Raw genomic sequence first — 24,658 nt, 5'->3', positions numbered from 1 at the left:
AAGCCAGCCTTGCTGCGCGCCTGCAGCAAGGCCACTACCTCTGCCACACAAGGGAACTTGCATGACTTACTGTGTCGCCATGCACCTGCAAGACGGGCTGGTTTTCATCAGCGACTCACGCACCAATGCCGGTATCGACCAGATCTCCACCTTTGCCAAGTTGTTCGTCTTCAGCGTACCCGGTGAGCGCCTGATCGTGCTGCAGACGGCGGGCAACCTGGCAACCTCGCAGTCAGTGGTCAACCTGCTGCAGCAACGCAGCCAGGGCAGCGGCCCGCACCTGCTGAATGTCGCCACGCTCTACGATGCCACCGTGCTGGTGGCCGATACCTTGCGCGAGGTGGTGTGCCGCGACCGCAGCAAGCTGACGGCCGGTATCGACCTGAGCAGCTCGTTCATCGTCGGTGGCCAGATTGCGGGCGGGCCGATGGCGATCTACAACGTCTATGCCCAGGGCAACTTTTTCCAGGCCACGCGCGACACGCCTTTCCTGCAGTTGGGGGAAAGCAAATACGGTCGGCCCATACTCGACCGCAACCTGGAGTACCGCACCCCGCTGGATGAGGCGTTGCGCTGTGGCCTGATCTCGTTCGACTCCACCATCCGCAGCAACCTGTCGGTAGGCATGCCGCTGGACTTGCTGGTGTACCGAGCCGATGCCTTGGAGGCACCGCAGCCCATCCGCATCGCCAGCGACGATGCCTATTACCAGCAGATTCGCCGGCAGTGGGGCGAAGGCCTGAAAACCTTGCTGGCCGAGCTGCCGGCGCCGCCGTATGGCTGATGGGGGAATGGCCAGGAAATCCCGGCCAGCATGCCCGGCCTTTTCGTGGATGAGCCCGCCCCCTCAAAGGGCGGTGCCGCCCCCCAATACGCCTCATGCCCCTCAGCCCAGCAACTGGCTCAATACCGCACGCAACTTGCCTGGTTTCACCGGTTTGTTCAGCAACGGTGCGCCAAGCTTGCGCAACGAGCGCCGGCACTGGTCACTGCGGTCGGCCGTGATGATGACCGCGGGTATGGCGCTGGCGTAATGTTCGCGCAACTGCCGCACCACATCACAGCCCACCACGCCGTGATCCAGATGAAAGTCAGCCAGGATCAGCTCCGGGGCGCGCCCTTCAAGCGCCTGCAAGGCACCCTGCTGATCGGTGGCGGTGACCACTTCGCAGCCCCACTGCCCCAGCAACGCGCCCATGCTTTCGAGAATGCTCACTTCGTTGTCCAGCACCAGCAGGCGACGGCCCGGCAGCGGGTTGCCGGCAGTGGGCTGGGGCAGCGTGGGCTGCAGGAGCGGCGGCAGCGCCTGGCCAAGCGGCACCTCGATGCTGAACACCGAGCCACGCCCCGGCCACGAACGCACTTCGATCCGGTAGCCGAGAATCTTGGCGATCCGCTCGACGATGGCCAACCCCAGGCCTACGCCCTTGCGGTCCGCCGCGCGGCCAACGTCCAGCTGGTTGAACTCCAGGAATATGGCTTGCAACCGGTCCTGGGCAATGCCGCGCCCGCTGTCCCATACCTCCAGGCGCAAGTGTTCGCCGCGGCGCCTTGCCCCCAACAGAACGCGGCCCTCGTCGGTGTAGCGGCAGGCATTGCTGAGGAAGTTGCGCAGAATGCGCGTCAGCAAGCGCAGATCCGTGCTGACGGCATAATCGGGAACCCTGGCGTGAAATTTCAGGCCCGCGGCATCGGCCACCGAGCGGAATTCTGAAATCAAAGGCGCAAACAGCTCGTCCAGGCGATAAACCGCCACATCGGGCCTGACCGCAGCCTGGTCGAGCCGCGAGATATCCAGCAAATCGGTCAGCAGGTCTTCGGCGCCCTCCAGCGCCTGGTGGGTACGCTCCACCAGCACATGTTCGGCGTCTGGCAGCGGCCGCTCACGCAAGGTGGAGATCAACAGGCGCGCGGCGTTCAGCGGTTGCAGCAGGTCATGGCTGGCAGCGGCCAGGTACTTGTCCTTGCTGCGGTTGGCGGCTTCGGCAGCATCGCGCGCCTCGATCAGCTCATCGGTACGTGCAGCAACCCGTTGCTCCAGTTCGTCATTGAGCTGTTGCAGGCGCTGCTGGGCCTGCTTGCGCTCGGTGATATCGGCCACGAAGCCTTCAACCAGGCCTTCGTGACCGGGCTTGAGCAGCAGGTTCATCAGCACGTCGAGGTGGCTGCCATCCTTGCGCCGCAGCCGGGTTTCATAGCCATGCAGGCTGTGCTCCCGGGCGAGAATCGCGGTAATCGCCTGCAGCTCTTGCGCACCGCCATCGAACAGGTGGGTTGCCAGGTCGGTCAGGGAAAACAGCACTTGCTGTGGGTCGTCATAGCCGAGCATGCGGGCCAGTGCCGGGTTGGCAGCACGCATGCCGTCCTGCAGGCTGGCCTGGAAAATGCCGTGCACGGCGTTCTCGAACAGCCATTTGTAGCGGTTGCGCTCGGCTTCCAGTTCATCCAGCCGGGCAGATAATTCCGGGTAGTGGCTTTTACGCGCCGAGTGGTCGCCCAGGCCTAGTAGCCCCGCCAGCGCGCGCTGCTGCTCGTCAGAGGGCCTCGCCATAGACCACCTCGACATCTCGCTGGCTCGACGCGCGCGGGTTGGTGAGGATGCACGGGTCATCCATCGCATGTTGCGACAGGAACGGAATATCGGCCGTGCGCACCCCGTGCAGGCCCAAGGTTTCATGGAAGCCGATGGCGTGCTTCAGGGCAATCAGGTGTTCCACCAGCCGGCCGCAGATCTGCCGGTGGTTGAGGCCGCGGCAGTCGATGCCGAAGACCTCGGCAATGACCTTGAAGCGCTCGGGCGCCGAACTGTAGTTGAACGCCACCACGTGCTCGACCAGCACCGCATTGCACAGGCCATGAGGCAGGTCGAGGAAACCGCCGAGGCTGTGCGACATGGCATGCACCGCGCCCAGGATCGCGTTGGAGAACGCCAGCCCCGCCTGCATGCTGCCGAGCATGATCTTCTCGCGCAGGGCGATGTCGCCGGGGTTGGCGATCATTTCCACCAGGTTGCCGTTGATCAGGCGCATGGCTTCCAGCGCATGGGGGTCGGTCAGCGGGCCATGACCGGTAGACACGAACGCCTCGATGGCATGCACCAGCGCGTCGATGCCGGTACAGGCCGACAGGAACGGGTCCATGCTCAACGTGGTTTGCGGGTCGATCAGCGACACGTCGGGCACCACCGCCTTGCTGACGATGGAGAACTTCATGCGCTCCTGCTGGTTGGAGATGATCACGAACTGCGACACATCGGCCGAGGTACCGGCGGTGGTCGGGATCAGGATCAACGGCGGGCTGGGCACGCGAATCATGTCCACGCCCTCGAACTCAAGGATGCTGCGCCCGTGGGCGACCACGATCCCAATGGCCTTGCCGCAATCCATCGGGCTGCCACCACCGACCGCGACGATCACATCGCAGTGGTTCTGCCGGTAGATCTCGGCGCCGAGCATCACCTCCTCGACCCGGGGGTTGGGCGAGACGGCCGTGTACAGGCAATAGTCGATACCCTGCGCCTGCAGGCTGGCCTCGACGTCGGCCACCCAGCCAGCGGCAATCACCCCAGGGTCGCTGACCACCAGGACCTTGCGCGCACCAAAGGTCTTGGCGTAGTTGGCCACATTATGTCGGCAGCCGGCACCAAAGATGATTTCAGGCGAAACGAACTTGCGAAGGGGGCTGAAACTCTGGCTCATCGTAAAGCCTGTTCTTATTGTTCTGGAAGATAACCGCCAGCGTAAAGCATCCCGCGGCGAAAGCAACCAGACCAAAGCGGCACAGTCATCATTCGATCCACGCCTTGGCGCGGGCCACCTCCAGGAACGCCAGTACGTCCTCGCCAAGGCCGGGAACCCCGGGAAAACGCTGTGCCAGCTGGTCGATGATCGCTGCCGTACTGCGCTGGCCGTCCAGCAACTCCAGCACCCAGCCGGCACTGGCGTTGAGCTCGATGACGCCCCCGGGGTACAGCAGCACATGGCATGCCTGCAACGGGTCCCAGCGTAGCCGCAAGCCCTTGGCCAGGGCCAGTGTCTGCTGGCGGTCGATCAGTTTCACGGCAGGCACCGGGCGTGGGGATCCGGCCACCTTGACGGTGGCCGGGCAGGCATCAGCGGTTGGCGAAGTACATCGTCACTTCAAAGCCAATGCGCAGGTCGGTGTAGGCGGGTTTGGTCCACATGGGGCATGTCCTCTTCTTGTGCCGGGCGATTCCGGTAGAGGCATTAATGCATGGGCGGTGGTGAGGGCGAATGCTACTTTGGAACGAGTTTGCCGGGTGCATTGGTAGCAACGGGGTTGCCACACATTGCCATCAGGCCAGCCAGGGCGCCTGGGCAGGCGGCCTGGCATTCGCTGCACCGCTACAGCAATGAGGGGTGGCTGCGCAGCCTGGCCGCGACACCAGGCCGCTGCGCCAACCGCGCAGGTTCATCAGGGGGTCAGAAGAAGCCCAACGGGTTGATGTCGTAGCTCACCAGCAGGTTCTTGGTCTGCTGGTAATGGTCGAGCATCATCTTGTGCGTCTCACGGCCCACACCCGACTTCTTGTAGCCACCGAATGCCGCATGCGCGGGGTACAGGTGGTAGCAGTTGGTCCATACCCGGCCGGCCTTGATGCCGCGGCCCATGCGGTAGGCACGGTTGATGTCGCGGGTCCAGAGGCCGGCCCCCAGGCCGAACTCGCTGTCGTTGGCGATCGCCAGGGCCTCGGCTTCGTCCTTGAAGGTGGTCACCCCCACCACCGGGCCGAAGATCTCTTCCTGGAACACGCGCATCCGGTTGTGGCCCTTGAGCAGGGTCGGCTGAATGTAATAGCCGCTGGCCAGGTCACCCTGCAGGCGCTCGGCAGCACCGCCAGTGAGCAATTCGGCACCCTCCTCCCGGGCAATCTGCAGGTACGAGAGGATCTTGTCGTACTGCTGCTCCGACGCCTGGGCGCCAACCATGGTTTCGGTGTCCAGCGGGTTGCCACGGCTGATCTTGGCGATCTTCTTCATCACCTCGGCCATGAACGGTTCGTAGATCGACTCCTGGATCAGCGCACGCGACGGGCAGGTGCACACCTCGCCCTGGTTGAAGAACGCCAACACCAGGCCCTCGGCGGCTTTCTCGATGAACGCCGGCTCCGCCTGCATGATGTCTTCGAAGAAGATGTTCGGCGACTTGCCACCCAGTTCGACGGTAGACGGGATGATGTTCTCGGCCGCGCACTTCATGATGTGCGAGCCCACCGGGGTGGACCCGGTGAAGGCGATCTTGGCAATACGCTTGCTGGTGGCCAGCGCCTCCCCAGCCTCACGGCCATAGCCCTGGACGATGTTCAGCACCCCGGCCGGCAGCAGGTCGGCGATCAGCTCGGCAAAAATGGTGATCGACAACGGCGTCTGCTCGGCCGGTTTCAGCACCACGCAGTTACCCGCCGCCAGCGCCGGGGCGAGTTTCCAGGCGGCCATCAGCAACGGGAAGTTCCACGGGATGATCTGCCCGACCACACCCAGGGGTTCGTGCAGGTGATACGCCACGGTGGTTTCGTTGATTTCCGCCGCGCCACCTTCCTGGGCACGAATGCAGCCCGCAAAATAACGGAAGTGGTCCGCGGCCAGCGGCACGTCGGCATTCAGGGTTTCGCGTACGGCCTTGCCGTTGTCCCAGCTTTCGGTGACCGCCAGCACTTCGAGGTTCTGTTCGATCCGGTCGGCGATTTTCAGCAGCGCCAGGGCCCGCTCCTGCACCGAGGTCTTGCCCCACGCGTCAGCCGCGGCATGGGCAGCGTCCAGGGCGCGCTCGATATCCTGTGCGCTAGAACGTGGGAATTCGGCGATCGGTTGGCCGTTGACCGGCGAGCTGTTGGTGAAGTACTGGCCAGCCAAGGGCGCCACGAACTCGCCATTGATGAAGTTGCCATAGCGCGGTTTGAAGGAAACGACGGCGCCTGGGGTTCCGGGTTGTGCGTAGATCATGCTGAGCCTCTGCAGGTCAATGCCTGTCCCACGACAGGCGATATGCCGATGGTAGAAAGCCCCGCCTGCCAGGCGAATGCATCGTTGGCAGCGGGGCTCTCGTCATTTGGTAGTAGGAGTCAGGGTTTGGCGCTGGCGGTCTGCTGCAACTGCTTGGGCAACTTGAAGGTCCAGAGCATGCCGCCCTGGTTGAAGTCCTTGACCCGCTTGGCCACTTCTCCGCCCCACAGCGGCACCGCGCCGCCCCAGCCGGACACCACCGATACGTACTGCTCGCCGTCCATTTCCCAGGTCACCGGCGAACCGAGCACGCCTGAGCCGGTCTGGAACTCCCAGACCTTGTCGCCGGTCTTGGCGTTGAACGCCTGCAGGAAGCCTTCCGGGGTACCGGTGAACACCAGGTTGCCCTTGGTGGTCAGTACCCCACCCCACAGCGGTGCATAGTTCTTGTGGCGCCACACTTCCTTGCCGCTGACCGGGTCGATGGCACGTAGCACACCGATGTAGTCTTCGTTGAGCGGCTTGATGGTGAAGCCGGCGCCCAGGAACGCCGCCCCTTTCTTGTAGGCAATGCCCTCGTTCCAGATGTCCATGCCCCACTCGTTGGACGGCACGTAGAACAGCCCGGTGTCCTGGTTATAGGCCATCGGCATCCAGTTTTTCGCACCGAGGAACGCCGGGGCAACGAACACCGAGCTGCCCTTGGCTTCGCTACCCGGTGCACCCGGGCGGCTGGCCTCGTTGTAGATCGGCCGGCCGTTCTTGTCCAGGCCAGTGGCCCAGGTGATTTTGTCGACGAAGGGGAAGCCGCGGATGAACTTGCCGTTGGTGCGGTCCAGCACGTAGAAGAAGCCGTTGCGGTCGGCAGTGGCAGCGGCCTTGACCTCTTTGCCGCCGTCCTTGTAGTTGAACGAGATCAGCTCGTTGACGCCATCAAAGTCCCAACCGTCGTGTGGCGTGCTCTGGAAATGCCATTTGATCGTGCCATCGTCCGGGTTCAGTGCCAGGCGCGATGAGGAATACAGGTTGTCCCCTGGGCGCAGGTGGGAGTTCCACGGTGCCGGGTTGCCGGTGCCGAACAGGATCAGGTTGGTTTCCGGGTCGTAGTAGCCGCCCAGCCACGGCGCTGCACCGCCGGTCTTCCACAGGTCGCCCGGCCAGGTCTTGCCGGCTTCGCCACCGGAAATACCGTTTTCGATGGCCTTGCCGTCCTTGTACACATACCCCATGTGGCCTTCCACGGTGGGGCGCATCCACAGCAGCTCACCGTTTTCCGGGTTGTAGGCCTGGATCTTGCCCACCACACCGAACTCGCCGCCAGCCACGCCGGTAATCAGCTTGCCGTTGACGATCATTGGCGCGGCGCTGATCGAATAGCCTTCCTTGTGGTCGGCCACCTTCTTGCTCCACACCACCTTGCCGGTGTCCTTGTTCAGCGCCACCAGCTTGGCGTCGAGGGTGCCGAAGAACACCAGGTTGCCGTACAACGCCACGCCCCGGTTGATCACGTCGCAGCATGGGCGGATGTCATCGGGCAGGCGCGCATCGTACTGCCACAGTTTCTTGCCGGTTCGCGCGTCCACGGCGAATACCCGCGAGTAGGAGCCGGTCAGGTACATCACCCCATCCTTGATCAGCGGCTGCGCCTGTTGGCCGCGCTGCTTCTCACCGCCGAAGGAAAACGCCCAGACCGGGCGCAGTTCCTTCACGTTGTTGGTGTTGAGCATGTCCAGCGGGCTGTAACGCTGGCCCTGCACGCCCAGGCCATTGGTCACGATCTGCTGGGGGTTCTTCGGGTCCTGGAGGATGTCTTCATTGCTGACGGCGGCGTGGGCAGCGCCGGCCAGCAACATGGCGCTGAGCACCAGGCTCACGGCGAACGCGGGACGACGTGGGGATCGGGTCATGTCGGCTACCTTTGGTTTTTTTGTTGTGCCCGGGAAATTTTCCCGGTGTGCCGGGAATTCTTGGTCCCGAGGTGTTTGCCAACAATTGCTCGCAGTGTGGAGATTTCTAGTTCCTTGGTAGCAGCTGCCTTTTGAACGAAAGGGGCGCAAAGCGGCCCCTGGGTTGGTGTCAGCGGAAATTGCCGGCGCTGCTGCGCCGCCCTTTCGCGACGCATGGCCGCTCCCACGCCGTAGTGTCTGGCTCAGGGCGTACTATCTACCCGCCGAAGTTGCCGGCGTTCGTACCGCGGGTATAGGTGGCTGACACTGCGAATAAGTTCGTAACGCGTCAGGCTCAGGCCGGCGAAGCGTTCGGGTATCGGGCTGCGGATCATTTCGGCCATATCGTCGCCACGGGCGGCGCCGTCGCGCAGCAGGTTGTCCAGCCAGGTGAGGTAGTCGCGCATCTGGACAAAGGGTTGCGCATCACTGGCCAGCGGCCCGTGGCCGGCTACCAGTTGCTTCCAGGGCAGCGCCTGCAAGGTGTCGAGGTCGTGCAGCCACACATCGAGGCCCGGGCTGTTGGGGGTGGTCAGGGCACGCTGATAAAACAGCAGGTCGCCGGCAAACAGCACCCCGGTCGTTTCATCGAGGATCGCCAGGTCCGCACCGGTATGCCCGCGTAGCCCGAGCAGGCGCAGGCGGTGCCCGCCCACATCGCGCACACCCCGTTCCACGACTCGGGTCGGCAGCACCACCTCGGTGCCTCGCATCCAGTCACCAACCAGGCGGTACATGTTTTCCGCCATGGCATCGCCTTGCTCGCGCAACAACGCAGCGGTGCCGGCCAGGGCACCGATGGGCACGTCGGTGAACGCCTGGTTGCCGAGCACATGGTCCGGGTGATGATGGGTCAGCAGCACTTCCAGCACCGGCTTGTCGGTCACCGTGGCAATCGCCTGGCGCAAGGCCTCGCCATAGCGTCTGGACGGCCCGCTGTCGATCACCACCACTCCCTCGTCGGTCACGATGAAGGCCGTGTTGACCACGTTGCCGCCATTGGCCTTGGCGAAATTGTCGGTACTGCCCTCCAGCAGCCAAGTACCCTCGGCAATCTGCCGGGGGGCGAGCCGGTAATCCAGGTTGGCCTGGGCCGGAAGGCCCAGGCACAACAGCAACAGCAGGATCCAACGCATGGCAGGCGCCTCGGTTCAGGGGTGGATGGCGACCGCGCTCAAGGCACTGCCGCCTCGAACTGGTTACCGCTGTTGTCCTGCAACAACAGCCGGGTCGGCCCGGGGCCCTGGATATCGAAACTCAGGTTCGGGTTCTCGCTGACCGCCGGGTACAGCGTCAGGCTGGCCAGGCGCTGGCCATCGGCGCCTTGCAACTCGGCATGGTTGAGGTAGAACTCGGGAATGCCACTGACCAGGCCGTTGTCCATCGGGTGCGCCACCTGCAGGCGCAGGCGGCTGCTGTCGCCACGCGGGTAGCGGCCCCCCAGCACCTCGCCGAGGTGCTCTTCCCAGCCGGGCTGGGTGCGCACCACGCTGGGGGCGGTACAACCACCGCCGGCAGCATCGATCAGGGTCGAGCCCACGTGCCACAGGCCGTCGCGCGTGAGCACCGCCGCGCGAAGTGGTGTGGCCTGCTCGATACGGATACGCAGCGATAACCACGGCAGTACCCGTTCGCCGGGCTGGAAGTCGACAATGCGCGGCAGCGGGTTGAGTTCGGCCCAGGCAATGATGCGCACCACCTCGCCAGTGAACGCGCGTGCATCGATTTCCAACGGCACCTGGCGTGCGTCCTCGGCAAAAGGGGGAGCCAGCAGCTTGACCCGCTCATCGAAGACGAACGCTGCCTGGTCGAGCAGTTGCTTGTGGTAGAAGTCCCACATCACCGAGGGCACCGGGTCCTGGTTGGCAGGCGGCTCGCTGGCCAGGGCCTGGCTTGCCCAAGATAGCCAGCAGGCCAGCAGCAAGGTTGCTTTGAGGTTCATGATCCGCTCCCATTTGCCGGGCTGCCGAGCCCAGGCTACTGGTACATGTCCGGCACCTGGTAACGCAGGCCGTACTGGGCATAGATCGCCTGCATGCGCCCCTCCCGTATCAACACCTCTAGCGCCTCCTCGACCGCATAGGCCAACTGCCGGTTGCTTTCATGCACGGCCATGCCGATGTCCCAGGCCTGCTTGCCCAGGTTGGGGTACGCATTTTCCGCCAACGCCAGCTGTGGGTTCGCGGCCTCATGCAGTTGCCAGTCGACCTCGCCGCGCATGGCCATCACCGCGTCTACCTCACCGGCCTGCATGGCGGCGAAGGCTTGCTGCACGCCGGGGTAATGGTGGGTCTTGGCGCTGAGCATGCCGTTGAGCACCGAGGTCAGGTAGAACGACGGCACGCTGTCGACCTCTACCCCAATCGGGTGCTGCTGGAATACCGCGACACTGGCCACCGAAGGCAACCGGCGGCGGTCATAGGCCACCTGCCAACGTTCTTGCTGATACGGGCCGAACATCACCACCTGGGCGTTTTCCAGCTCGCCCAGCTCGTTGCGCCTCTGCGCATAATCGTGGTCGTAGGGCACCCGCAGCATCAGGTCTGCCAATTGCTGATGACGCAGCGGGCTGCCGCGCCAGATGTAGTCCCGCAGGTCGTCGTCGAGCTTTTCCCCAGGCGGCGCCCAGATCAGTTTCAGGCGCACGCCCATCGCCTCGGCCAGTGCCTGCGCCAGGTCCACATCCACGCCCCGCGGCTGGCCGTGGTCCTGGAAACTGTAAGGCGCAAAGTCCTTGTACACCGCTACCTTGAGCTCCCCGGCGGCGATGATCGTGTCGTAGTTGCGCACTTGCGCCTGGGCCGCCGCACAGCACAGCAACAGGGCACTGAACAGCACCGCCATCAGGCGCATGGCCGTTACTCCTCGACGTGCACGCTGTCCAGGTATGTGCGCACCGCCCACAAAGCCTCCTGGCTCAGGTAGTCGGCCATTTTCGGCATGTACACGCGGCCGTCGCGCACCGCGCCATGGCGCACACGCTCGACGAACCATTCATCGCCGGCGTCGCCGGCATCGAGCAGCCGCAGGTCCGGGGCAATGCCGCCAGACTTGGCTTCCAGGCCATGGCAGGCCGCGCAGTTCTGGTTATAGGCCGAGGCGCCGATCTCGACTGCCTTGTCGTGTTCCGGCGAGCTACGGTAAGGGTTGACCGCCGCCCAGCCGTCTGCGTCCAGGCTCACCCCAGCGTCCTTGACCGGGGTCAGCCCCTTGGTCTCTACCGCCTGTGGGACTACATTGCCATGGGCCCAGGCGGTACCGGTCATTACCGCGCCGGCCAACAAGCCTGCAGCAAGCCACACATTGCGTTTTGTTGTCATTGTTATGCCCTCACCATTGCACGCAAAGCCTCAACCACAGAGGCCGTGTCGCCATCTTAAAAACACCCGGCATACGGCCGAATGCTGCTTTGGTGGTCGCGCCTTACTCCCTTGGTACTAGGGCTTGTGGCGAACGGCCAAATGAGGTGCCGACCGGGAACTCTTCCCGGCAATGGCGGGATTTTTTCCGTATCCGGCGAGCGCCCCGGCGGCTCACCCTGTGCAGGCCAAAACCTCCACTGGGAACTGCAACCATGACAATAAGATCGCTACCCGCCCTTTCCCCTCTGGCCTTGAGCGTGCGCGTGCTGCTGATGGCCGGTAGCCTGGCCTTGGGCAGCGTGGCAACTGCGGCCACCCCCCCTGCGGCACCTGCCACCAAGAACGTCACCTGGGAAGACATCGCCAACGACCACCTCACCACCAACGACGTGCTGCAGTACGGCATGGGCACCAATGCCCAGCGCTGGAGCCCGTTGGCCCAGGTCAACGACAAGAACGTGTTCAAGCTCACCCCGGCGTGGTCCTACTCGTTCGGCGACGAGAAGCAGCGCGGCCAGGAATCGCAGGCCATCGTCAGCGACGGTGTGGTCTATGTGACAGGGTCTTACTCACGGGTATTTGCCCTCGATGCCAAAACCGGCAAACGCCTGTGGACCTACAACCACCGCCTGCCCGACAACATTCGCCCCTGCTGCGACGTGGTCAACCGGGGCGCCGCCATCTACGGCGACAAGATCTACTTCGGCACCCTCGACGCGCGGGTCGTGGCCCTGGACAAACACACCGGCAAGGTGGTCTGGAACAAGAAGTTCGGCGACCACAGTGCCGGCTACACCATGACCGGCGCGCCGGTGCTGATCAAGGACAAGACCAGTGGCAAGGTCCTGCTGATCCACGGCAGCTCGGGGGATGAATTCGGCGTGGTCGGGCAGCTGTTCGCACGCGACCCGGATACCGGGGAAGAAGTGTGGATGCGGCCTTTCGTCGAGGGCCACATGGGCCGCCTGAATGGCAAGGACAGCACCCCGACCGGCGACGTCAAGGCACCGTCCTGGCCAGATGACCCCACCACCGAAACCGGCAAGGTCGAAGCCTGGAGCCATGGTGGCGGCGCCCCTTGGCAAAGCGCCAGCTTCGATCCGGAAACCAATACCATCATCGTCGGGGCGGGCAACCCGGGGCCTTGGAACACCTGGGCGCGTACCTCGAAAGACGGCAACCCGCACGACTACGACAGCCTGTATACCTCCGGCCAGGTCGGTGTAGACCCGAGCACCGGCGAGGTCAAGTGGTTCTACCAGCACACCCCCAACGACGCCTGGGACTTCTCCGGCAACAACGAACTGGTGCTGTTCGACTACAAAGGCAAGGACGGCAAGGTGGTCAAGGCCACCGGCCACGCCGACCGCAACGGCTTCTTCTATGTGGTCGACCGCAACAATGGCAAGTTGCAGAACGCCTTCCCCTTCGTCGACAACATCACCTGGGCCAGCCATATCGACCTGAAGACCGGGCGGCCGGTGGAAAACCCCGGCCAGCGCCCGGCCAAGCCGCTGCCGGGTGAAACCAAAGGCAAGCCAGTCGAGGTTTCGCCGCCATTCCTCGGCGGCAAGAACTGGAACCCCATGGCCTACAGCCAGGACACCGGCCTGTTCTACATCCCCGGCAACCAGTGGAAGGAGGAATACTGGACCGAGGAAGTGAACTACAAGAAAGGCTCGGCCTACCTTGGCATGGGCTTCCGCATCAAGCGCATGTACGACGACCACGTCGGCACCCTGCGCGCCATGGACCCGACCACCGGCAAACTGGTGTGGGAACACAAAGAGCACCTGCCACTGTGGGCAGGCGTGCTGGCAACCAAGGGCAACCTGGTGTTCACCGGCACCGGCGATGGTTTTTTCAAGGCCTTCGACGCCAAGACGGGCAAGGAGCTGTGGAAGTTCCAGACCGGCAGCGGCATCGTATCCCCGCCCATCACCTGGGAGCAGGATGGCGAGCAGTACATCGGCGTGACGGTCGGCTACGGCGGTGCGGTGCCGCTGTGGGGTGGCGACATGGCCGAACTGACCAAGCCCGTTGCCCAGGGTGGCTCGTTCTGGGTGTTCAAGATCCCGAGCTGGGACAACAAGACCGCCCAGCGGTGATCGCCTGAGGTGGCGTATACCCGGGGCCGCGTTGCGGCCCCTTCACCTGGTGCTTACACCCACGAGAGCCATTCGCCATGAACTACCTGCCCATTGCCCTGCTGTTGGCGCTCTCGCCTGCCCTGGCCGCACAGGCCGAAGACGCTGGCGACGATGCCCCACTGACCATCAACGGCTGCGTCATCGCCGAAGCCAGCCAGTGCCCGGGTGCCAACCTGCGCGGCGCCAACCTGGCTAACCAGGACCTGCGCAAGATGAACCTGGCCGGCGCCGACTTGCGCGACGCCGACCTGCGCCACGCCCAACTGGACCTGGCCAACCTGGAAAAAGCCCGCCTGCAAGGCGCCAACCTGACCCGCGCCAGCCTGCAGCAGAGCAACCTGCGCCTGGCCGACCTGAGCAATAGCCACCTGGTGGCCATCCAAGGCTGGGGCCTGTTCGCCCAAGGCGCGCAGTTCGAGAACGCCGACCTCAGCGCGGCCTATCTGCAGTTCGCCCGGTTGTCCGGGGCCAAGTTGCACAAAGCCAACCTGCAGGCTGCGGACCTCGAAATGGCCTGGCTCAGCAAGGCCGACCTGCAGGAGGCCAGGCTGACCGACGCCAACCTGCAGGAGGCCAAGTTCGGCCAGAGCAACCTGGCACGCGCCGACCTGCGCGGGGCACGGCAGCATTACGGGAATTTCCAGGAGGCCAACATGGAGGGATGCACAGGCTGCCCCGAAACCTGGGACAAGTGACTGATTGCGCTGCCTGTAGGAGCGGCCTTGTGTCGCGATGGGCTGCAAAGCAGCCCCGGCAATTTGTGCACCATGCTGAAACCCTGGGGCTGCTTTGCAGCCCATCGCGACACAAGGCCGCTCCTACAGGCAGCCCATCGCGACACAGGGCCTACCCCGCTACCCGCACCAGCCCCAGGTCAATCCCCAGGTGCACCAGCTCGGCATGCGAGCTGACCTGCAGCTTGCTCTTGAGCAAGGTCAAATGGTTGGACACGGTCTTGGCACTGATGCACAACTGCTCGGCAATCAGCCGCGCCGGGGTGCCCTTGGCAAGCATGACGAAAATCTCCAGCTCGCGCTGGGTCATGCGCTGCAGGCGCGGGTCGCTTTCATTGTGCGGGGTGGTGCAGGCCAATTGCGTAGCCAGCGGCTGTTCAATGTAGGCATGCCCGGCCAATACACGCTGCACCGCCTCGATCAGCACCTCGGGCGCCGAATTCTTGGTCAGGTAGCCCGACGCCCCGGCTTCCAGCGCCTGCCGCACCAGGGGCAACTCGTCGTGCATGCTGAAGAACAGCACCCGCAGCTGGGGCAGGCGCTGACGCAGCCGGCGGGTGGCTTCCAGGCCGCTGATGCCCGGCAGGCCGAAGTCCATGACCACCAGGTTGGGCACCTGCTCGTGCACCAGGGCCAGCGCCTCTTCGCCACTGGCCGCTTCGCGCACCTGGATGTCTGGCAATACCGCCCGCAGCAGGCTGGCATAGCCTTGGCGGACCACAGCATGGTCGTCGACCAGTACGATATTCATCACACCTCCTTGGGGATGTTCAGCGCCAACGCCCAACCGCCACCCGGGCGGCTGAAAATGCGTAATTCACCCCCCAGGCTGCGCGCGCGTTCGGCCATCGAGTGCAAGCCAACCCCGGGCCGGCGCGGTTGGCGCGCGCCGCACCCATTGTCGCGCACGAACAAGCGCAACCCCTTGGCGCTGCGCTGCAGGCGCACCCGCACCTGGCTGGCGCCGGCATGCCGGGCGACATTGGTCAACGCCTCCTGCAGCAGCCGGTACAAGTGCGTCCTGCTCGGCGCGGGCAAGTCTGGCAAATGCTCGCCAACCCGCAGCCGGCAATCGATGCCCTGCCTGGCCTGCCACTGGCTCACCAGCAGGCCAATGGCCTGCGCCAGCGGCATGTGTTGCAGCGCCACCGGATACAGGTCTTGTACCAGGGCACGAAACCCTTGCTGCAAATGTTCGCAATTCAGTTCCAGTTGCTGTGTGGTCTGCTTGACCACAGCGGGCTGGTCGGCCGCCATGCGCAGCAGGCAGCCCTGGGCGCGGATACCGGCCAGGTATTGCCCAAGGTCATCGTGCAGAGCCTGCGCCAGCCGGGTACGCTCCTGCTCCTGCACCGCCAGCAGGGCCTGGGTCAGCTGCGTATTGTCGGCCCGGGCCTGCTCCAGGTTCGCCACCATCGCGTTGAAGTGCGCAGCCAACTGGCGTGCCTCCGGCAGGTTGGCCTCGCGCAAACGCACGGCCAGGTGCCCCGCCGACACCTGCCGCAGCGCCCCCAGCAATTCAGCCAGCAGCCCCATCGCCCGCCCGACCGCCCAACGGATGGTCACCAGGCTCAATACCAGCGCCAGGCCGCACAAGCTCAGCAATTGCACCAGCGACTCCCAGACTTCGTCGATTTCATCGCGGGCATCCACGGCAATCAGCACCCGCCGGCCATCGCTCAGTGTCAGTAAACGGCCACCTGGGTGGTGTTGACCGAACAGCTGGCGGCCCAGCCAGGCATCCACACCGGCATCCCCCGGCAACAGGGCGGCATCGCCAGCTGCCAGCCAATGCACCCGTACATGGCGCAGGTTCTGGGTCAGGCCCGGCTGCAAACTGGCCGGGTCACGCTCGGCAGTCTCGGCAAGGTAGGTCACCACGGCTTCGGCAGACTGCAGCTCACGCTCCACGTCGGCCACAGCCTGGTGCAGCAGCACCCCGGCACAGGCCACCGTCACCAGGGCGAAGCAGCCGGTGACCCAAAGGTTGATGCGCCACAGCGCAGACAAGTTGAACAGGCGCATGGGAGCTCTCTTCAGGGGTGCCGAGGCCCATCGTAAAACCGTAGGTGGCGCGGGAAATTACTACCTTGGTACCGGCCGAGCGCTACTTTCTGCATATTTCCCGTGCCCGGCGGGGTTCCTATGCTGGCGCCATCTGCCGTGGAGTGTGTCATGCGCCAGCCTGCCCACCTTGCCTTGTTCTGCCTGCTGGCCCTGATCGCCGTGTTGTCCGCGCCCCATGCGTCGGCCGCTGCGGGCCAGGCCGACGCCCTATTGCACGTGGGCATCGGCTATTTGGGCTACCGGCCCGACCCGGGCCCGCTGCTGTCCAATATCATCCCCGAACCGGCCGACGCTGGCCTGCAAGGCGCCGAGCTGGCGATCGTCGACAGCAACAGCACCGGGCGTTTTCTCAAGCAACAGTTCCAGCTGACCCGCGCCAACGTGGACAGCCCCGAGGCGCTGTTGCAGGCGGCCCAAGCACAACACGAGCAAGGCCTGCGCCTGTTCGTGGTCAACGCCCCGGCCACCAGCCTGCGCGCGCTGGCCGCGGCGCTGCCCGACAGCCTGCTGTTCAATGCCGGCAGCCCCGACGACAGCCTGCGCAGCAGCCAGTGCCTGGGTAACGTGCTGCACAGCCTGCCGGGCCGGGCAATGCTCGCCGATGCGCTGGTGCAGTTCCTGGTGCTGCGCAAATGGCAACGCGCGCTGCTGGTGGTCGGCCAGACCGCAGATGACCAGGCCTACGCCGCCGCCCTGCGCCGCTCGGCGAAACGCTTCGGCGTGCAGCTGGTCGCGGAAAAAGCCTGGACCTTCGACAACGACCAGCGCCGCAGCGCCCAGGCCGACATGCCGCTGTTCACGCAAACCGCCGAATACGACGTGGTGCTGGTGGCCGACGAACGCGGTGACTTTGGCGAATACCTGCCCTACCAGACCTGGTACCCGCGGCCAGTGGCGGGCACCCAGGGGTTGACCCCCACCGGTTGGCACAAGACCGTGGAAACCTTCGGCGCGGCGCAACTGCAAAAACGTTTCGAGGCCCAGGCCGGGCGCTGGATGAACGACCGTGACTTCGCCGCCTGGATGGCCGTGCGCAGCATTGCCAGCGCGGTCAGCAAACTGCGCCAGGCCGACCCACGGGCGCTGCAACAGCTGCTGCTCAGCGAGCAACTGCCCCTGGACGGTTTCAAGGGCCGCAAGCTCAGCTACCGGCCCTGGAACGGCGAGCTGCGCCAACCGATTGCGCTGGTGCAGCCTCGCGCACTGGTCAGCACATCGCCACAAGATGGCTTCCTGCACCCCTTCAACGAAATGGACAGCCTGGGCTACGACAAGCCCGAAGTGACCTGCACGTACCCCTGAGCCGACAACCACAACAATAAGGAATACGCCATGCACCGCCCTCTGCTTTCCCGCGCCCTGCTCTACCTCAGCTTGCTGACGGGCGCCCTGGCGCTGGCCTGCGGGCATGCGCTGGCCGCCACTGCCTGGGTGTCCAACGAAAAGGACAACAGCCTCAGCCTGATCGACCTGCAGACCCTGGAGGTCACCGAAACCGTTGCGGTCGGCCAACGCCCTCGGGGGCTGCTGCTGTCGCATGACAACAAGCTGCTGTACATCTGCGCCAGCGATTCCGACCGGGTACAGGTGATGGACGTGGCCACCCGCAAGATCATCAAGGAACTGCCCTCTGGCAAAGACCCCGAGCAGTTCGCCCTGCACCCCAACGACCGCTGGCTGTACGTTTCCAACGAAGACGATGCGCTGGTGACCGTGATCGACACCGTGACCGACCAGGTACTGGGGCAGATCGATGTCGGTATCGAACCTGAAGGCATGGCCGTCAGCCCCGATGGCAAATGGGCGGTCAATACCAGCGAAACCACCAACATGTTGCACTGGATCGACACCAGCACCCAGACCCTGGCCGACAGCACCCTGGTCGACCAGCGCCCGCGCTTCGTCGAATTCAGCCAGGACGGTTCCAGGCTGTGGGCCTCGGCGGAAATCGGCGGCACGGTGACTGTCCTTGACGTTGCCACGCGCCAGGTGCTGAAAACCCTGAACTTCCAGATCAAGGGCGTGCACCCGGACAAGGTCCAGCCGGTGGGAATCAAGCTCAGCGCGGACGGCAAGTATGCCTTCGTCGCCCTGGGCCCGGCCAACCATGTGGCGGTGATCGATGCCAAGACCTACGAGGTGCTCGATTACCTGCTGGTCGGGCGGCGGGTCTGGCAGTTGGCGTTCTCCCCCGACCAGCGCCGCTTGCTGGCCACCAACGGGGTCAGCGGCGATGTATCGGTAATCGATACGCAGGACCTCAAGGTGCTCAAATCGGTGAAAGTCGGGCGCTACCCTTGGGGCGTGGTGGTCACCCCATGAACGCCCTCGAGGTGGCCGATGTGAGCTTCGCCTACGGCCAGCGCGAGGCGCTGCGGCAGGTCGGTTTCAGCCTGGCACCGGGCCGTTTTGCCGCGTTGCTGGGCCCCAATGGCGCCGGCAAGTCGACCCTGATCGCCCTGCTGACCCGCCTGTACGACCTGCAGCACGGCGATATCCGGGTGTGCGGCTGCTCGTTGCGCGACACCCCGCGCCCGGCGCTGCGGCAGATGGGCGTGGTGTTCCAGCAGAGCACCCTGGACCTGGACCTGAGCGTGGAGCAGAACCTGCGCTACCACGCCGCCCTGCATGGCCTGTCACGGCGCCACGGCAACCAGCGGGTAGAGGCCGAGCTGACGCGCCAGGGCCTGGGCGAGCGCCGCCACCACAGCGTGCGCGAGCTGAATATCGGCCACCGCCGGCGGGTGGAAATCGCCCGTGCGCTGCTGCACGAGCCACGCCTGCTGCTGCTGGACGAGGCCAGCGTCGGCCTCGACCCGGCCAGCCGCCTGGCACTCAACCAGCACGTGCGGCAGCTGTGCCGCCAGCAGCAGTTGAGTGTGCTGTGGACCACCCACCTGCTGGACGAAGTGCAGCCTAGCGACGACCTGCTGATTCTCCATCAAGGGCGCCTGGTGGCCAGCGGTACCGCCGATGCCCTGAGCCTGCAGCACGGCGGCGACCTGGACCATGCCTTTGCCCACCTGACCCGGCAGCCTTCAGGAGCCCACACCCGATGAACGCCTACTGGCAGTGTTTCAACGGCATCATGCTGCGCGAATGGCTGCGCTTCGTATTGCAGCGCACGCGCCTGCTCAGTGCCCTGGTGCGCCCGTTGCTGTGGTTGCTGGTGTTCGCCGCCGGCTTTCGGGCAGCGCTGGGCATCGCCATCATCGAGCCGTACGACACCTACATCCCCTACGAGGTGTACATCATCCCGGGGCTGGCCTGCATGATCCTGCTGTTCAACGGCATGCAAGGGTCCTTGTCGATGGTCTATGACCGGGAAATGGGCAGCATGCGCGTGCTGCTGACCAGCCCCCTGCCGCGGCCGTTCCTGTTGGCCAGCAAGTTGCTGGCGACCTCGCTCATTTCCCTGCTGCAGGTGTACGCGTTCCTCGCCATTGCCTGGGTGTACGGTGTGCAACCGCCGGCGGTGGGGTTGCTGCTGGCACTGCCGGCGCTGCTGCTGGTGGCGTTCATGCTCAGTGCCCTGGGGCTGCTGCTGTCGAACGCCATCCGCCAGCTGGAGAACTTTGCCGGGGTGATGAATTTCGTGATCTTCCCACTGTTTTTCCTGTCTTCGGCGCTGTACCCACTGTGGAAGATGCGCGAAGCCAGCGAGTGGCTGTACTGGCTGTGCGCGGTGAACCCGTTCACCCATGCCGTGGAGCTGGTGCGGTTTGCCTTGTACCAGCGCCTGAACCTGTTGGCGCTGGCGGTGTGCCTGGGCTTGACGGTGCTGTTCACGCTGCTGGCGATTGCCACCTTCAACCCCCAGCACGCAGCGTTGCGCAAGCCGCGATGATCCTGTGGCCTGGCGCGGCCCAGGCTGACGGGCGGCGCTAAGCCATCTACTACTTTAGTACTGCATTTACTGTCTATCGTCGCATTCACAAAGCACCGCTACTGGCATGTAATGGGTTCATAACAAAAAGGAAGAACCCCATGCCATGTGCCCTGCCCCGGCTGCCGCGCCCCTTGCTGGCGGCACTTTCAATGAGCCTGACGCTGGGCACCGCCCAGGCCGACACGGCGCCGCTGTTCTCTGCCGACGGTTACCGCATCACCCTTTACCGCAGCCCGACCCCAGCGCAGGTCGACGGCGGCCAGGTGGTAGACACCGCCACATTGCAACGCCTGCTCAGCCAGCAGCCGCGGCCGGTACTGATCGACGTGTACCGCCGCCAGTGGCTGCAGGGCCGCTTCATCGAAGACGAGCCGCACGCCAACCTTCCCGGCAGCCTGTGGCTGGCCAACACCGGCGATGGCGAGCTGAGCCCGGCCTGGCAGGCGTACTTTGCGCACAACCTGCAAAGCGCCACCGCCGGGCACCCCGACCAGCCTGTGGTGTTCTACTGCCGCGCCGATTGCTGGCTGAGCTGGAACGCGGTAAAACGCGCTAAAGCCCTGGGTTACCACAACCTGTACTGGTACCGCGACGGCGTTGACGCGTGGCAGCAGGCCAACCTGCCGCTGCAGCCGGCGCAACCGGTGCCTTTGCCCTGATCTGTTCAACTGCCACTGCGTGCCCTGCTCCATCCAATAAAAACAAGGTGAAAAGGCCATGTACAAAATTCTGATTGCCGACGATCACCCCCTGTTTCGCGAAGCCATCCACAACGTCATCAGCGATGGGTTCCAAGGCAGCGAGGTCATGGAAACCGCCGACCTGGACAGCGCCCTGGCGCTGACCCAGGCGCATGACGACCTCGACCTGATCCTGCTCGACCTGAACATGCCCGGCATGCACGGCCTCAACGGCCTGATCACCCTGCGCAACGAAGCACCGACCACGCCGGTGGTGATCGTGTCGGCCGAACAGGAGAAACAGATCGTGCTGCAGGCCATCACCTACGGCGCGGTGGGTTTCATCACCAAGTCCTCGCCGCGCGCACAGATGATCGAGGCGATCGAGCAGATCCTCAACGGTAATGTCTACCTGCCGCCCGACATCATCCGCGCGCAGAAAAGCAGCACCGGCCGGCGCCAGAACGATGCGCCGAGCTTCCCGCCGGAAATGCTCCAGGCCTTGACCCGCAAGCAGTTGCTGGTACTGGAACGCATGACCAAGGGGGAATCGAACAAGCAGATTGCCTACACCCTGGATATCGCCGAGACCACGGTCAAGGCGCATGTGTCGGCGATCTTGCGCAAGCTCAATGTGCACAACCGCGTGCAGGCCATTCTCAGTGCGGGCGATATCGACTTCGCCGACTACCTGCGGCGCTGACCGTCTCCAGCTTCATGGGGGCCGCGTTGCAGCCCCCATAGCACACCCGGCCCTAGCCTTGGGTGCCCAGCAAATGGCTCATTGCAGTCTTCAATTTCAACGGCCGCACCGGCTTGTGCATCAGGGTATGGCCCAGCTCACGGATCTGCTGCTTGAGGTCGTTGCTGTAGTTGGCCGTGATCATCAGCGCCGGTAGCGGCTGGGTGCGGCGGGCATTGATCCGCGCCACCGCGTCGAGGCCGTTGCAGTCATTGTCCAGGTGGTAGTCGGCAATCAGCAGGTTGGCCTCGGCGTGGTAATTGTCCACCTGGCGCGCCAGGTCTTCCTCCGACAGCGCGGTGATCACCTTGCACCCCCAGCCTTCGAGCAGCGTGCGCATGCCGGCACAAATGGCCGCATCGTTGTCCAGCACCCAGACTTGCGCCCCACGCAGGCGTTCGAACATCGGCTCGCACACGGCCTGGCTCGGCTGCGCCTTGGGCGCAACGGTGCTCAACGGGACCTCGACGGCAAACACCGATCCCTTACCCAGCCATGACCGCACGCGGATGCGATGGCCCAGGATACCGGCGATCTTCTCCACGATCGCCAGGCCCAGGCCCAGCCCGCGATCCTGCTCGGGGCGCTGCACATCACCGCGCCGGAACTCCTGGAACATTTCCTCCAGGTGTTCTTCGGCGATGCCGATGCCGCTGTCCCACACCTCGATCCGCAAGCCGCCACGCAGGCGCCGGCAACCCAGCACCACCCGCCCGCTGCGGGTGTAACGGATGGCATTGCTGAGCAGGTTGCGCAGAATGCGCGCCAACAGCTGGATATCACTGCGCACCACCGCCGAACACCCCACGAAATGCAGGGCCAGGCCCTCGCTACGCGCGACCTGGGCATATTCGGCCGCCAGGTTGTCCAGCAGCTCGCTGAGCGCGAAAGGCGCGATATCGGCCTTGATCACGCCCGCATCAAGTTTGGAAATGTCGACCAGGGTGCCCAGCAGGCTCTCCACATCCTCCAGCGAGTTGCTGACATTGCGGACCAACTGGGCACTTTGCTGCGGTTCGCGGCTTTCCAGCAACGCGCTGGTGAACAGCCGCGCCGCATTCAGCGGTTGCAGCAAATCATGGCTGACCGCAGCCAGAAACTTGGTTTTCGACAGGTTGGCCTGTTCGGCCTCGCGCTTGGCTTCGCGCAGCCGCGCTTGCGCCTGGCTGCGCTCTTCGATTTCCCGCAGCAACTGGTCGTTGAGGCTGGTCAGCTCCGCCGTGCGCTCACGCACCCGCTGCTCCAGGTGCTGATAGGCCTGGTGCAATGCCTGCGCGGTATTGCGCCGCTCGGTGATATCGCGGATCAACACGAAGATACCCACCACCTCGCCGCTGGCCAGGCGGTTGGGGACATAGGAGCGCAGCATGTAGCGCTCCTGGCCCTTGATGTTGGTTTCGGCAAACTCGAAGGTCACGCTCTCGCCCGCCAATGCCCGCGTCACATAGGCCTCGAGGCGTTGGTAGTGCTGTTCGCTGTGGGCCTCGCGCAGGCTTTGCCCCAGCATCACGCCACGCGGCCAGCAGTACCATTCCTCATACACCTTGTTGGTGAATTCATAGACCAGGTCGGCATTGAGGTAGGCGATCAACGCCGGAACGTTGTCGGTGATCAGGCGAATCTGGTGCTGGTGCGCGGTCTCGGCCCGCTGCCGGGCCTCGCTGAGCAGGTGGTTCACTGCCTTCAACTCGGCCATGGCCTGGCTCAGCGCATCGGTGCGCTCGCGCACCTGCTCGGCCAGCACCACCGAATGCTGAAACGCCGCGTACGGGTCGTTGCCGCGGGTGACCCCGGACTCGACACGTTCGATCAGCGCACCATTGATGCGCTGCAGCTTATGGTTCTGCTGCTGCAGCCGGGCCACCTCGGCCTGCAGGTCAGCGACCGACAGGAGGCCGGTTGCGGGCAATGGCGACGCCGGTGAAGGTCTGGTTGATATGCATGCCATTGAACTGTTCTCCGTAGGTGTTGAACCCGATCACCCGTTGCTCGCGCAGAAACGCCCCCACCAGTTCCAGGCTGTGTTGCCCCTCCAGTTCCAGACGCCGGAGGAAGCAGTCGCAACCGATGGTCAACAACAGCGGGCCCAGGCGCTGGTGCAGGCCGTCGAACAGCTCATGCAGGTTCGGCAGCAACGGCCCTGGGGTCATGGCCGTGAGCACGATGCCGTTCTCCACAGCACAGTAGAAACTCAGGCTCAAGTCATCGTGCACACGCTGGACGGCGCGCATGTAGTACTGGTCGTGAATGCGCACGGCCAACGGGTGCGCGGCGAACACCCGGTAATCGAGCGCCGCCACCGGCACACCGATGAGCCGGGCATATTCCTCGGCAGCGGGTTCGGCATTCAGCTCGAATACCCGGCGCTGGCCGCTGTCGGCGCCAGTGACCACCAGTTTTTCCTGGCGCGGCTGGATGTGATGGGTGGTGAACACTTCGAAGTCGAGCCAGGTGTTGACCAGCACCACCACCGCTGCGCCGCTGTGGAAGGCGCCGCCGTGGTAGACATGCGTGCGGTTGAGGTAGTTGTCGTCGCCGGCCGAACCGCCGAAGTGCGGGATGTCGCCCAACGCCGCGCTAAGGGCAGCGAGGACCATTTCCTCCCGGCTGGACAGCCCATCGAGCAGGGTCAGGGCAAAGCTGTGGCCCTTGATCGGCGCCAACGAATTGCTGCGGCAGGTGCCGACCAGGCGCTCGACCATCTGTTGCGCATCGATGAGGCTGAAGTGCTCCATTTCGTCGATCAGCCCGGTGGCGATGGAAAAGTGCCGGTGATCGAAGCCCAGCGCGGTCACGCAGTTGCGGCCGTACCCCTGCGGGGTGATTTCGCCGGCACTGGTGCAGCCCACCAGGCGGATGCCGCCAAACCCCTGTTCCAACGCCTGGGCCAGTTCCTGCAGGTTGTATTCGGCAGAACAGAAAAACAGCACCAGGCCCAGGTGGGGGTGCAGGAGCTGTCGCGCCAGGTCCTGGGCGGCCAACCGGGCATCGGTGGCCTGGGACATGGCGCTGAGCACACCGTCGTTGAGGGCCTGTTGCATCAAAGTCTCCGGCGCAGGGCGGCTGAAGGTGCAGTGTACGAAGCCGGGTACGTGGGGCGAATGCTACTTGGGTAGCGGGTGGGC

23 protein-coding genes are annotated in these 24,658 nt (G+C 64.5%); 9 read left to right on the top strand and 14 right to left on the bottom strand.

What is annotated here, in order from left to right; genetic code table 11:
- The first annotated feature begins 61 nt into the window (after nt 1-61).
- Nucleotides 62-784, top strand: coding sequence for a proteasome-type protease (locus QME24_RS11070; RefSeq protein ID WP_029885142.1), 723 nt, complete (start codon nt 62-64; stop codon nt 782-784).
- 102 nt (nt 785-886) lie between these two features.
- Here QME24_RS11070 and QME24_RS11065 read toward each other — a convergent pair whose 3' ends face one another.
- From QME24_RS11065 to pedF, 10 genes are all read right to left on the bottom strand, one after another.
- Nucleotides 887-2,551 carry a NahK/ErcS family hybrid sensor histidine kinase/response regulator gene (locus QME24_RS11065; RefSeq protein WP_192439996.1) on the bottom strand — a complete coding sequence of 555 codons (1,665 nt, stop codon included), beginning with the start codon at nt 2,549-2,551 and terminating at the stop codon, nt 887-889.
- A complete protein-coding gene (ercA, locus tag QME24_RS11060) occupies nt 2,535-3,698 on the bottom strand; it encodes an alcohol dehydrogenase-like regulatory protein ErcA (RefSeq protein ID WP_009682320.1) in 1,164 nt (387 codons plus the stop codon). The genes QME24_RS11065 and ercA overlap by 17 nt, the downstream gene beginning before the upstream one ends.
- 88 nt (nt 3,699-3,786) lie before the next feature.
- Entirely contained in the window at nt 3,787-4,059 is a 273-nt protein-coding gene (gene pqqD / locus QME24_RS11055) for a pyrroloquinoline quinone biosynthesis peptide chaperone PqqD (protein WP_029885144.1), read from the bottom strand.
- Nucleotides 4,060-4,111: 52 nt separating this feature from the next.
- A complete protein-coding gene (pqqA, locus tag QME24_RS11050; RefSeq protein ID WP_003243383.1) occupies nt 4,112-4,183 on the bottom strand; it encodes a pyrroloquinoline quinone precursor peptide PqqA in 72 nt (23 codons plus the stop codon).
- 259 nt (nt 4,184-4,442) lie between these two features.
- Complete coding sequence (locus QME24_RS11045) at nt 4,443-5,963, bottom strand: aldehyde dehydrogenase family protein (protein WP_054912999.1); 1,521 nt, start codon at nt 5,961-5,963, stop codon at nt 4,443-4,445.
- 119 nt (nt 5,964-6,082) lie between these two features.
- Entirely contained in the window at nt 6,083-7,870 is a 1,788-nt protein-coding gene (gene pedH / locus QME24_RS11040; RefSeq protein WP_029885145.1) for a PQQ-dependent alcohol dehydrogenase PedH, read from the bottom strand.
- 242 nt (nt 7,871-8,112) lie between these two features.
- Nucleotides 8,113-9,045: a quinoprotein relay system zinc metallohydrolase 1 gene (locus tag QME24_RS11035; protein WP_281690844.1), complete on the bottom strand. Its 933-nt coding sequence runs from the start codon at nt 9,043-9,045 to the stop codon at nt 8,113-8,115.
- 38 nt (nt 9,046-9,083) lie between these two features.
- A complete protein-coding gene (locus tag QME24_RS11030) occupies nt 9,084-9,851 on the bottom strand; it encodes a quinoprotein dehydrogenase-associated SoxYZ-like carrier (protein WP_280091917.1) in 768 nt (255 codons plus the stop codon).
- Nucleotides 9,852-9,886: 35 nt separating this feature from the next.
- Nucleotides 9,887-10,762 (bottom strand): transporter substrate-binding domain-containing protein, encoded by an 876-nt coding sequence (locus QME24_RS11025; protein WP_054905455.1) that lies wholly within the window; start codon nt 10,760-10,762, stop codon nt 9,887-9,889.
- Between the two features lie 5 nt (nt 10,763-10,767).
- On the bottom strand, nt 10,768-11,229 hold the full coding sequence (pedF, locus tag QME24_RS11020) for a cytochrome c-550 PedF (protein WP_009682327.1): 462 nt from the start codon (nt 11,227-11,229) through the stop codon (nt 10,768-10,770).
- 254 nt (nt 11,230-11,483) lie between these two features.
- Between pedF and exaA the strand changes: the two genes are divergently transcribed.
- Nucleotides 11,484-13,379 carry a quinoprotein ethanol dehydrogenase gene (gene exaA / locus QME24_RS11015; protein WP_054905457.1) on the top strand — a complete coding sequence of 632 codons (1,896 nt, stop codon included), beginning with the start codon at nt 11,484-11,486 and terminating at the stop codon, nt 13,377-13,379.
- A gap of 77 nt (nt 13,380-13,456) precedes the next feature.
- Complete coding sequence (locus tag QME24_RS11010; RefSeq protein WP_154211533.1) at nt 13,457-14,116, top strand: pentapeptide repeat-containing protein; 660 nt, start codon at nt 13,457-13,459, stop codon at nt 14,114-14,116.
- 151 nt (nt 14,117-14,267) lie between these two features.
- Here the strand turns inward: QME24_RS11010 and QME24_RS11005 are convergent, their stop codons facing one another.
- Both QME24_RS11005 and QME24_RS11000 read right to left on the bottom strand, forming a co-directional pair.
- Nucleotides 14,268-14,906: a response regulator transcription factor gene (locus QME24_RS11005; protein WP_029885149.1), complete on the bottom strand. Its 639-nt coding sequence runs from the start codon at nt 14,904-14,906 to the stop codon at nt 14,268-14,270.
- On the bottom strand, nt 14,906-16,180 hold the full coding sequence (locus QME24_RS11000) for a histidine kinase (RefSeq protein WP_029885150.1): 1,275 nt from the start codon (nt 16,178-16,180) through the stop codon (nt 14,906-14,908). The genes QME24_RS11005 and QME24_RS11000 overlap by 1 nt, the downstream gene beginning before the upstream one ends.
- Before the next feature lie 150 nt (nt 16,181-16,330).
- On the opposite strand from QME24_RS11000, the gene QME24_RS10995 reads away from it, so the two are divergent.
- From QME24_RS10995 to QME24_RS10970, 6 genes are all read left to right on the top strand, one after another.
- Nucleotides 16,331-17,524 carry an ABC transporter substrate-binding protein gene (locus tag QME24_RS10995; protein ID WP_054906183.1) on the top strand — a complete coding sequence of 398 codons (1,194 nt, stop codon included), beginning with the start codon at nt 16,331-16,333 and terminating at the stop codon, nt 17,522-17,524.
- A 30-nt stretch (nt 17,525-17,554) separates the two neighbouring features.
- Nucleotides 17,555-18,544, top strand: coding sequence for a YVTN family beta-propeller repeat protein (locus QME24_RS10990; protein WP_054906184.1), 990 nt, complete (start codon nt 17,555-17,557; stop codon nt 18,542-18,544).
- Nucleotides 18,541-19,281 (top strand): ABC transporter ATP-binding protein, encoded by a 741-nt coding sequence (locus tag QME24_RS10985; protein WP_054906185.1) that lies wholly within the window; start codon nt 18,541-18,543, stop codon nt 19,279-19,281. Before QME24_RS10990 ends, QME24_RS10985 begins: the two co-directional genes overlap by 4 nt.
- Nucleotides 19,278-20,069, top strand: coding sequence for an ABC transporter permease (locus tag QME24_RS10980; RefSeq protein WP_054906186.1), 792 nt, complete (start codon nt 19,278-19,280; stop codon nt 20,067-20,069). Before QME24_RS10985 ends, QME24_RS10980 begins: the two co-directional genes overlap by 4 nt.
- Before the next feature lie 140 nt (nt 20,070-20,209).
- Nucleotides 20,210-20,770 carry a PQQ-dependent catabolism-associated CXXCW motif protein gene (locus QME24_RS10975; protein WP_047149590.1) on the top strand — a complete coding sequence of 187 codons (561 nt, stop codon included), beginning with the start codon at nt 20,210-20,212 and terminating at the stop codon, nt 20,768-20,770.
- 58 nt (nt 20,771-20,828) lie between these two features.
- On the top strand, nt 20,829-21,494 hold the full coding sequence (locus QME24_RS10970) for a response regulator transcription factor (protein WP_009681769.1): 666 nt from the start codon (nt 20,829-20,831) through the stop codon (nt 21,492-21,494).
- A 52-nt stretch (nt 21,495-21,546) separates the two neighbouring features.
- Here QME24_RS10970 and QME24_RS10965 read toward each other — a convergent pair whose 3' ends face one another.
- Both QME24_RS10965 and nosP read right to left on the bottom strand, forming a co-directional pair.
- Nucleotides 21,547-23,442, bottom strand: a complete 1,896-nt coding sequence (locus QME24_RS10965) for a NahK/ErcS family hybrid sensor histidine kinase/response regulator (RefSeq protein WP_054906187.1) — start codon at nt 23,440-23,442, stop codon at nt 21,547-21,549.
- The gene (gene nosP / locus QME24_RS10960) at nt 23,411-24,574 is read right to left on the bottom strand and encodes a nitric oxide-sensing protein NosP (RefSeq protein WP_009681767.1); all 1,164 of its coding nucleotides are present in this window, start codon (nt 24,572-24,574) and stop codon (nt 23,411-23,413) included. The genes QME24_RS10965 and nosP overlap by 32 nt, the downstream gene beginning before the upstream one ends.
- Between the last annotated feature and the right edge of the window lie 84 nt (nt 24,575-24,658).

It is taken from the genome of Pseudomonas sp. PARCl1, from assembly GCF_947311875.1.
Classification (GTDB): domain Bacteria; phylum Pseudomonadota; class Gammaproteobacteria; order Pseudomonadales; family Pseudomonadaceae; genus Aquipseudomonas; species Aquipseudomonas juntendi.
Note: the sequence above shows the minus strand (reverse complement) of the source record. Positions and strands in the feature narration are given on the sequence as shown.

Coding starts and splice junctions, on each gene's coding strand:
- QME24_RS11070 (WP_029885142.1), top strand. CDS start 62: ATGACTTACTGTGTCGCCATGCACCTGCAAGACGGGCTGGTTTTCATC.
- QME24_RS11065 (WP_192439996.1), bottom strand. CDS start 2,551: ATGGCGAGGCCCTCTGACGAGCAGCAGCGCGCGCTGGCGGGGCTACTA.
- ercA (WP_009682320.1), bottom strand. CDS start 3,698: ATGAGCCAGAGTTTCAGCCCCCTTCGCAAGTTCGTTTCGCCTGAAATC.
- QME24_RS11045 (WP_054912999.1), bottom strand. CDS start 5,963: ATGATCTACGCACAACCCGGAACCCCAGGCGCCGTCGTTTCCTTCAAA.
- pedH (WP_029885145.1), bottom strand. CDS start 7,870: ATGACCCGATCCCCACGTCGTCCCGCGTTCGCCGTGAGCCTGGTGCTC.
- QME24_RS11035 (WP_281690844.1), bottom strand. CDS start 9,045: ATGCGTTGGATCCTGCTGTTGCTGTTGTGCCTGGGCCTTCCGGCCCAG.
- QME24_RS11030 (WP_280091917.1), bottom strand. CDS start 9,851: ATGAACCTCAAAGCAACCTTGCTGCTGGCCTGCTGGCTATCTTGGGCA.
- QME24_RS11025 (WP_054905455.1), bottom strand. CDS start 10,762: ATGCGCCTGATGGCGGTGCTGTTCAGTGCCCTGTTGCTGTGCTGTGCG.
- pedF (WP_009682327.1), bottom strand. CDS start 11,229: ATGACAACAAAACGCAATGTGTGGCTTGCTGCAGGCTTGTTGGCCGGC.
- exaA (WP_054905457.1), top strand. CDS start 11,484: ATGACAATAAGATCGCTACCCGCCCTTTCCCCTCTGGCCTTGAGCGTG.
- QME24_RS11010 (WP_154211533.1), top strand. CDS start 13,457: ATGAACTACCTGCCCATTGCCCTGCTGTTGGCGCTCTCGCCTGCCCTG.
- QME24_RS11005 (WP_029885149.1), bottom strand. CDS start 14,906: ATGAATATCGTACTGGTCGACGACCATGCTGTGGTCCGCCAAGGCTAT.
- QME24_RS11000 (WP_029885150.1), bottom strand. CDS start 16,180: ATGCGCCTGTTCAACTTGTCTGCGCTGTGGCGCATCAACCTTTGGGTC.
- QME24_RS10995 (WP_054906183.1), top strand. CDS start 16,331: ATGCGCCAGCCTGCCCACCTTGCCTTGTTCTGCCTGCTGGCCCTGATC.
- QME24_RS10990 (WP_054906184.1), top strand. CDS start 17,555: ATGCACCGCCCTCTGCTTTCCCGCGCCCTGCTCTACCTCAGCTTGCTG.
- QME24_RS10985 (WP_054906185.1), top strand. CDS start 18,541: ATGAACGCCCTCGAGGTGGCCGATGTGAGCTTCGCCTACGGCCAGCGC.
- QME24_RS10980 (WP_054906186.1), top strand. CDS start 19,278: ATGAACGCCTACTGGCAGTGTTTCAACGGCATCATGCTGCGCGAATGG.
- QME24_RS10975 (WP_047149590.1), top strand. CDS start 20,210: ATGCCATGTGCCCTGCCCCGGCTGCCGCGCCCCTTGCTGGCGGCACTT.
- QME24_RS10970 (WP_009681769.1), top strand. CDS start 20,829: ATGTACAAAATTCTGATTGCCGACGATCACCCCCTGTTTCGCGAAGCC.
- nosP (WP_009681767.1), bottom strand. CDS start 24,574: ATGCAACAGGCCCTCAACGACGGTGTGCTCAGCGCCATGTCCCAGGCC.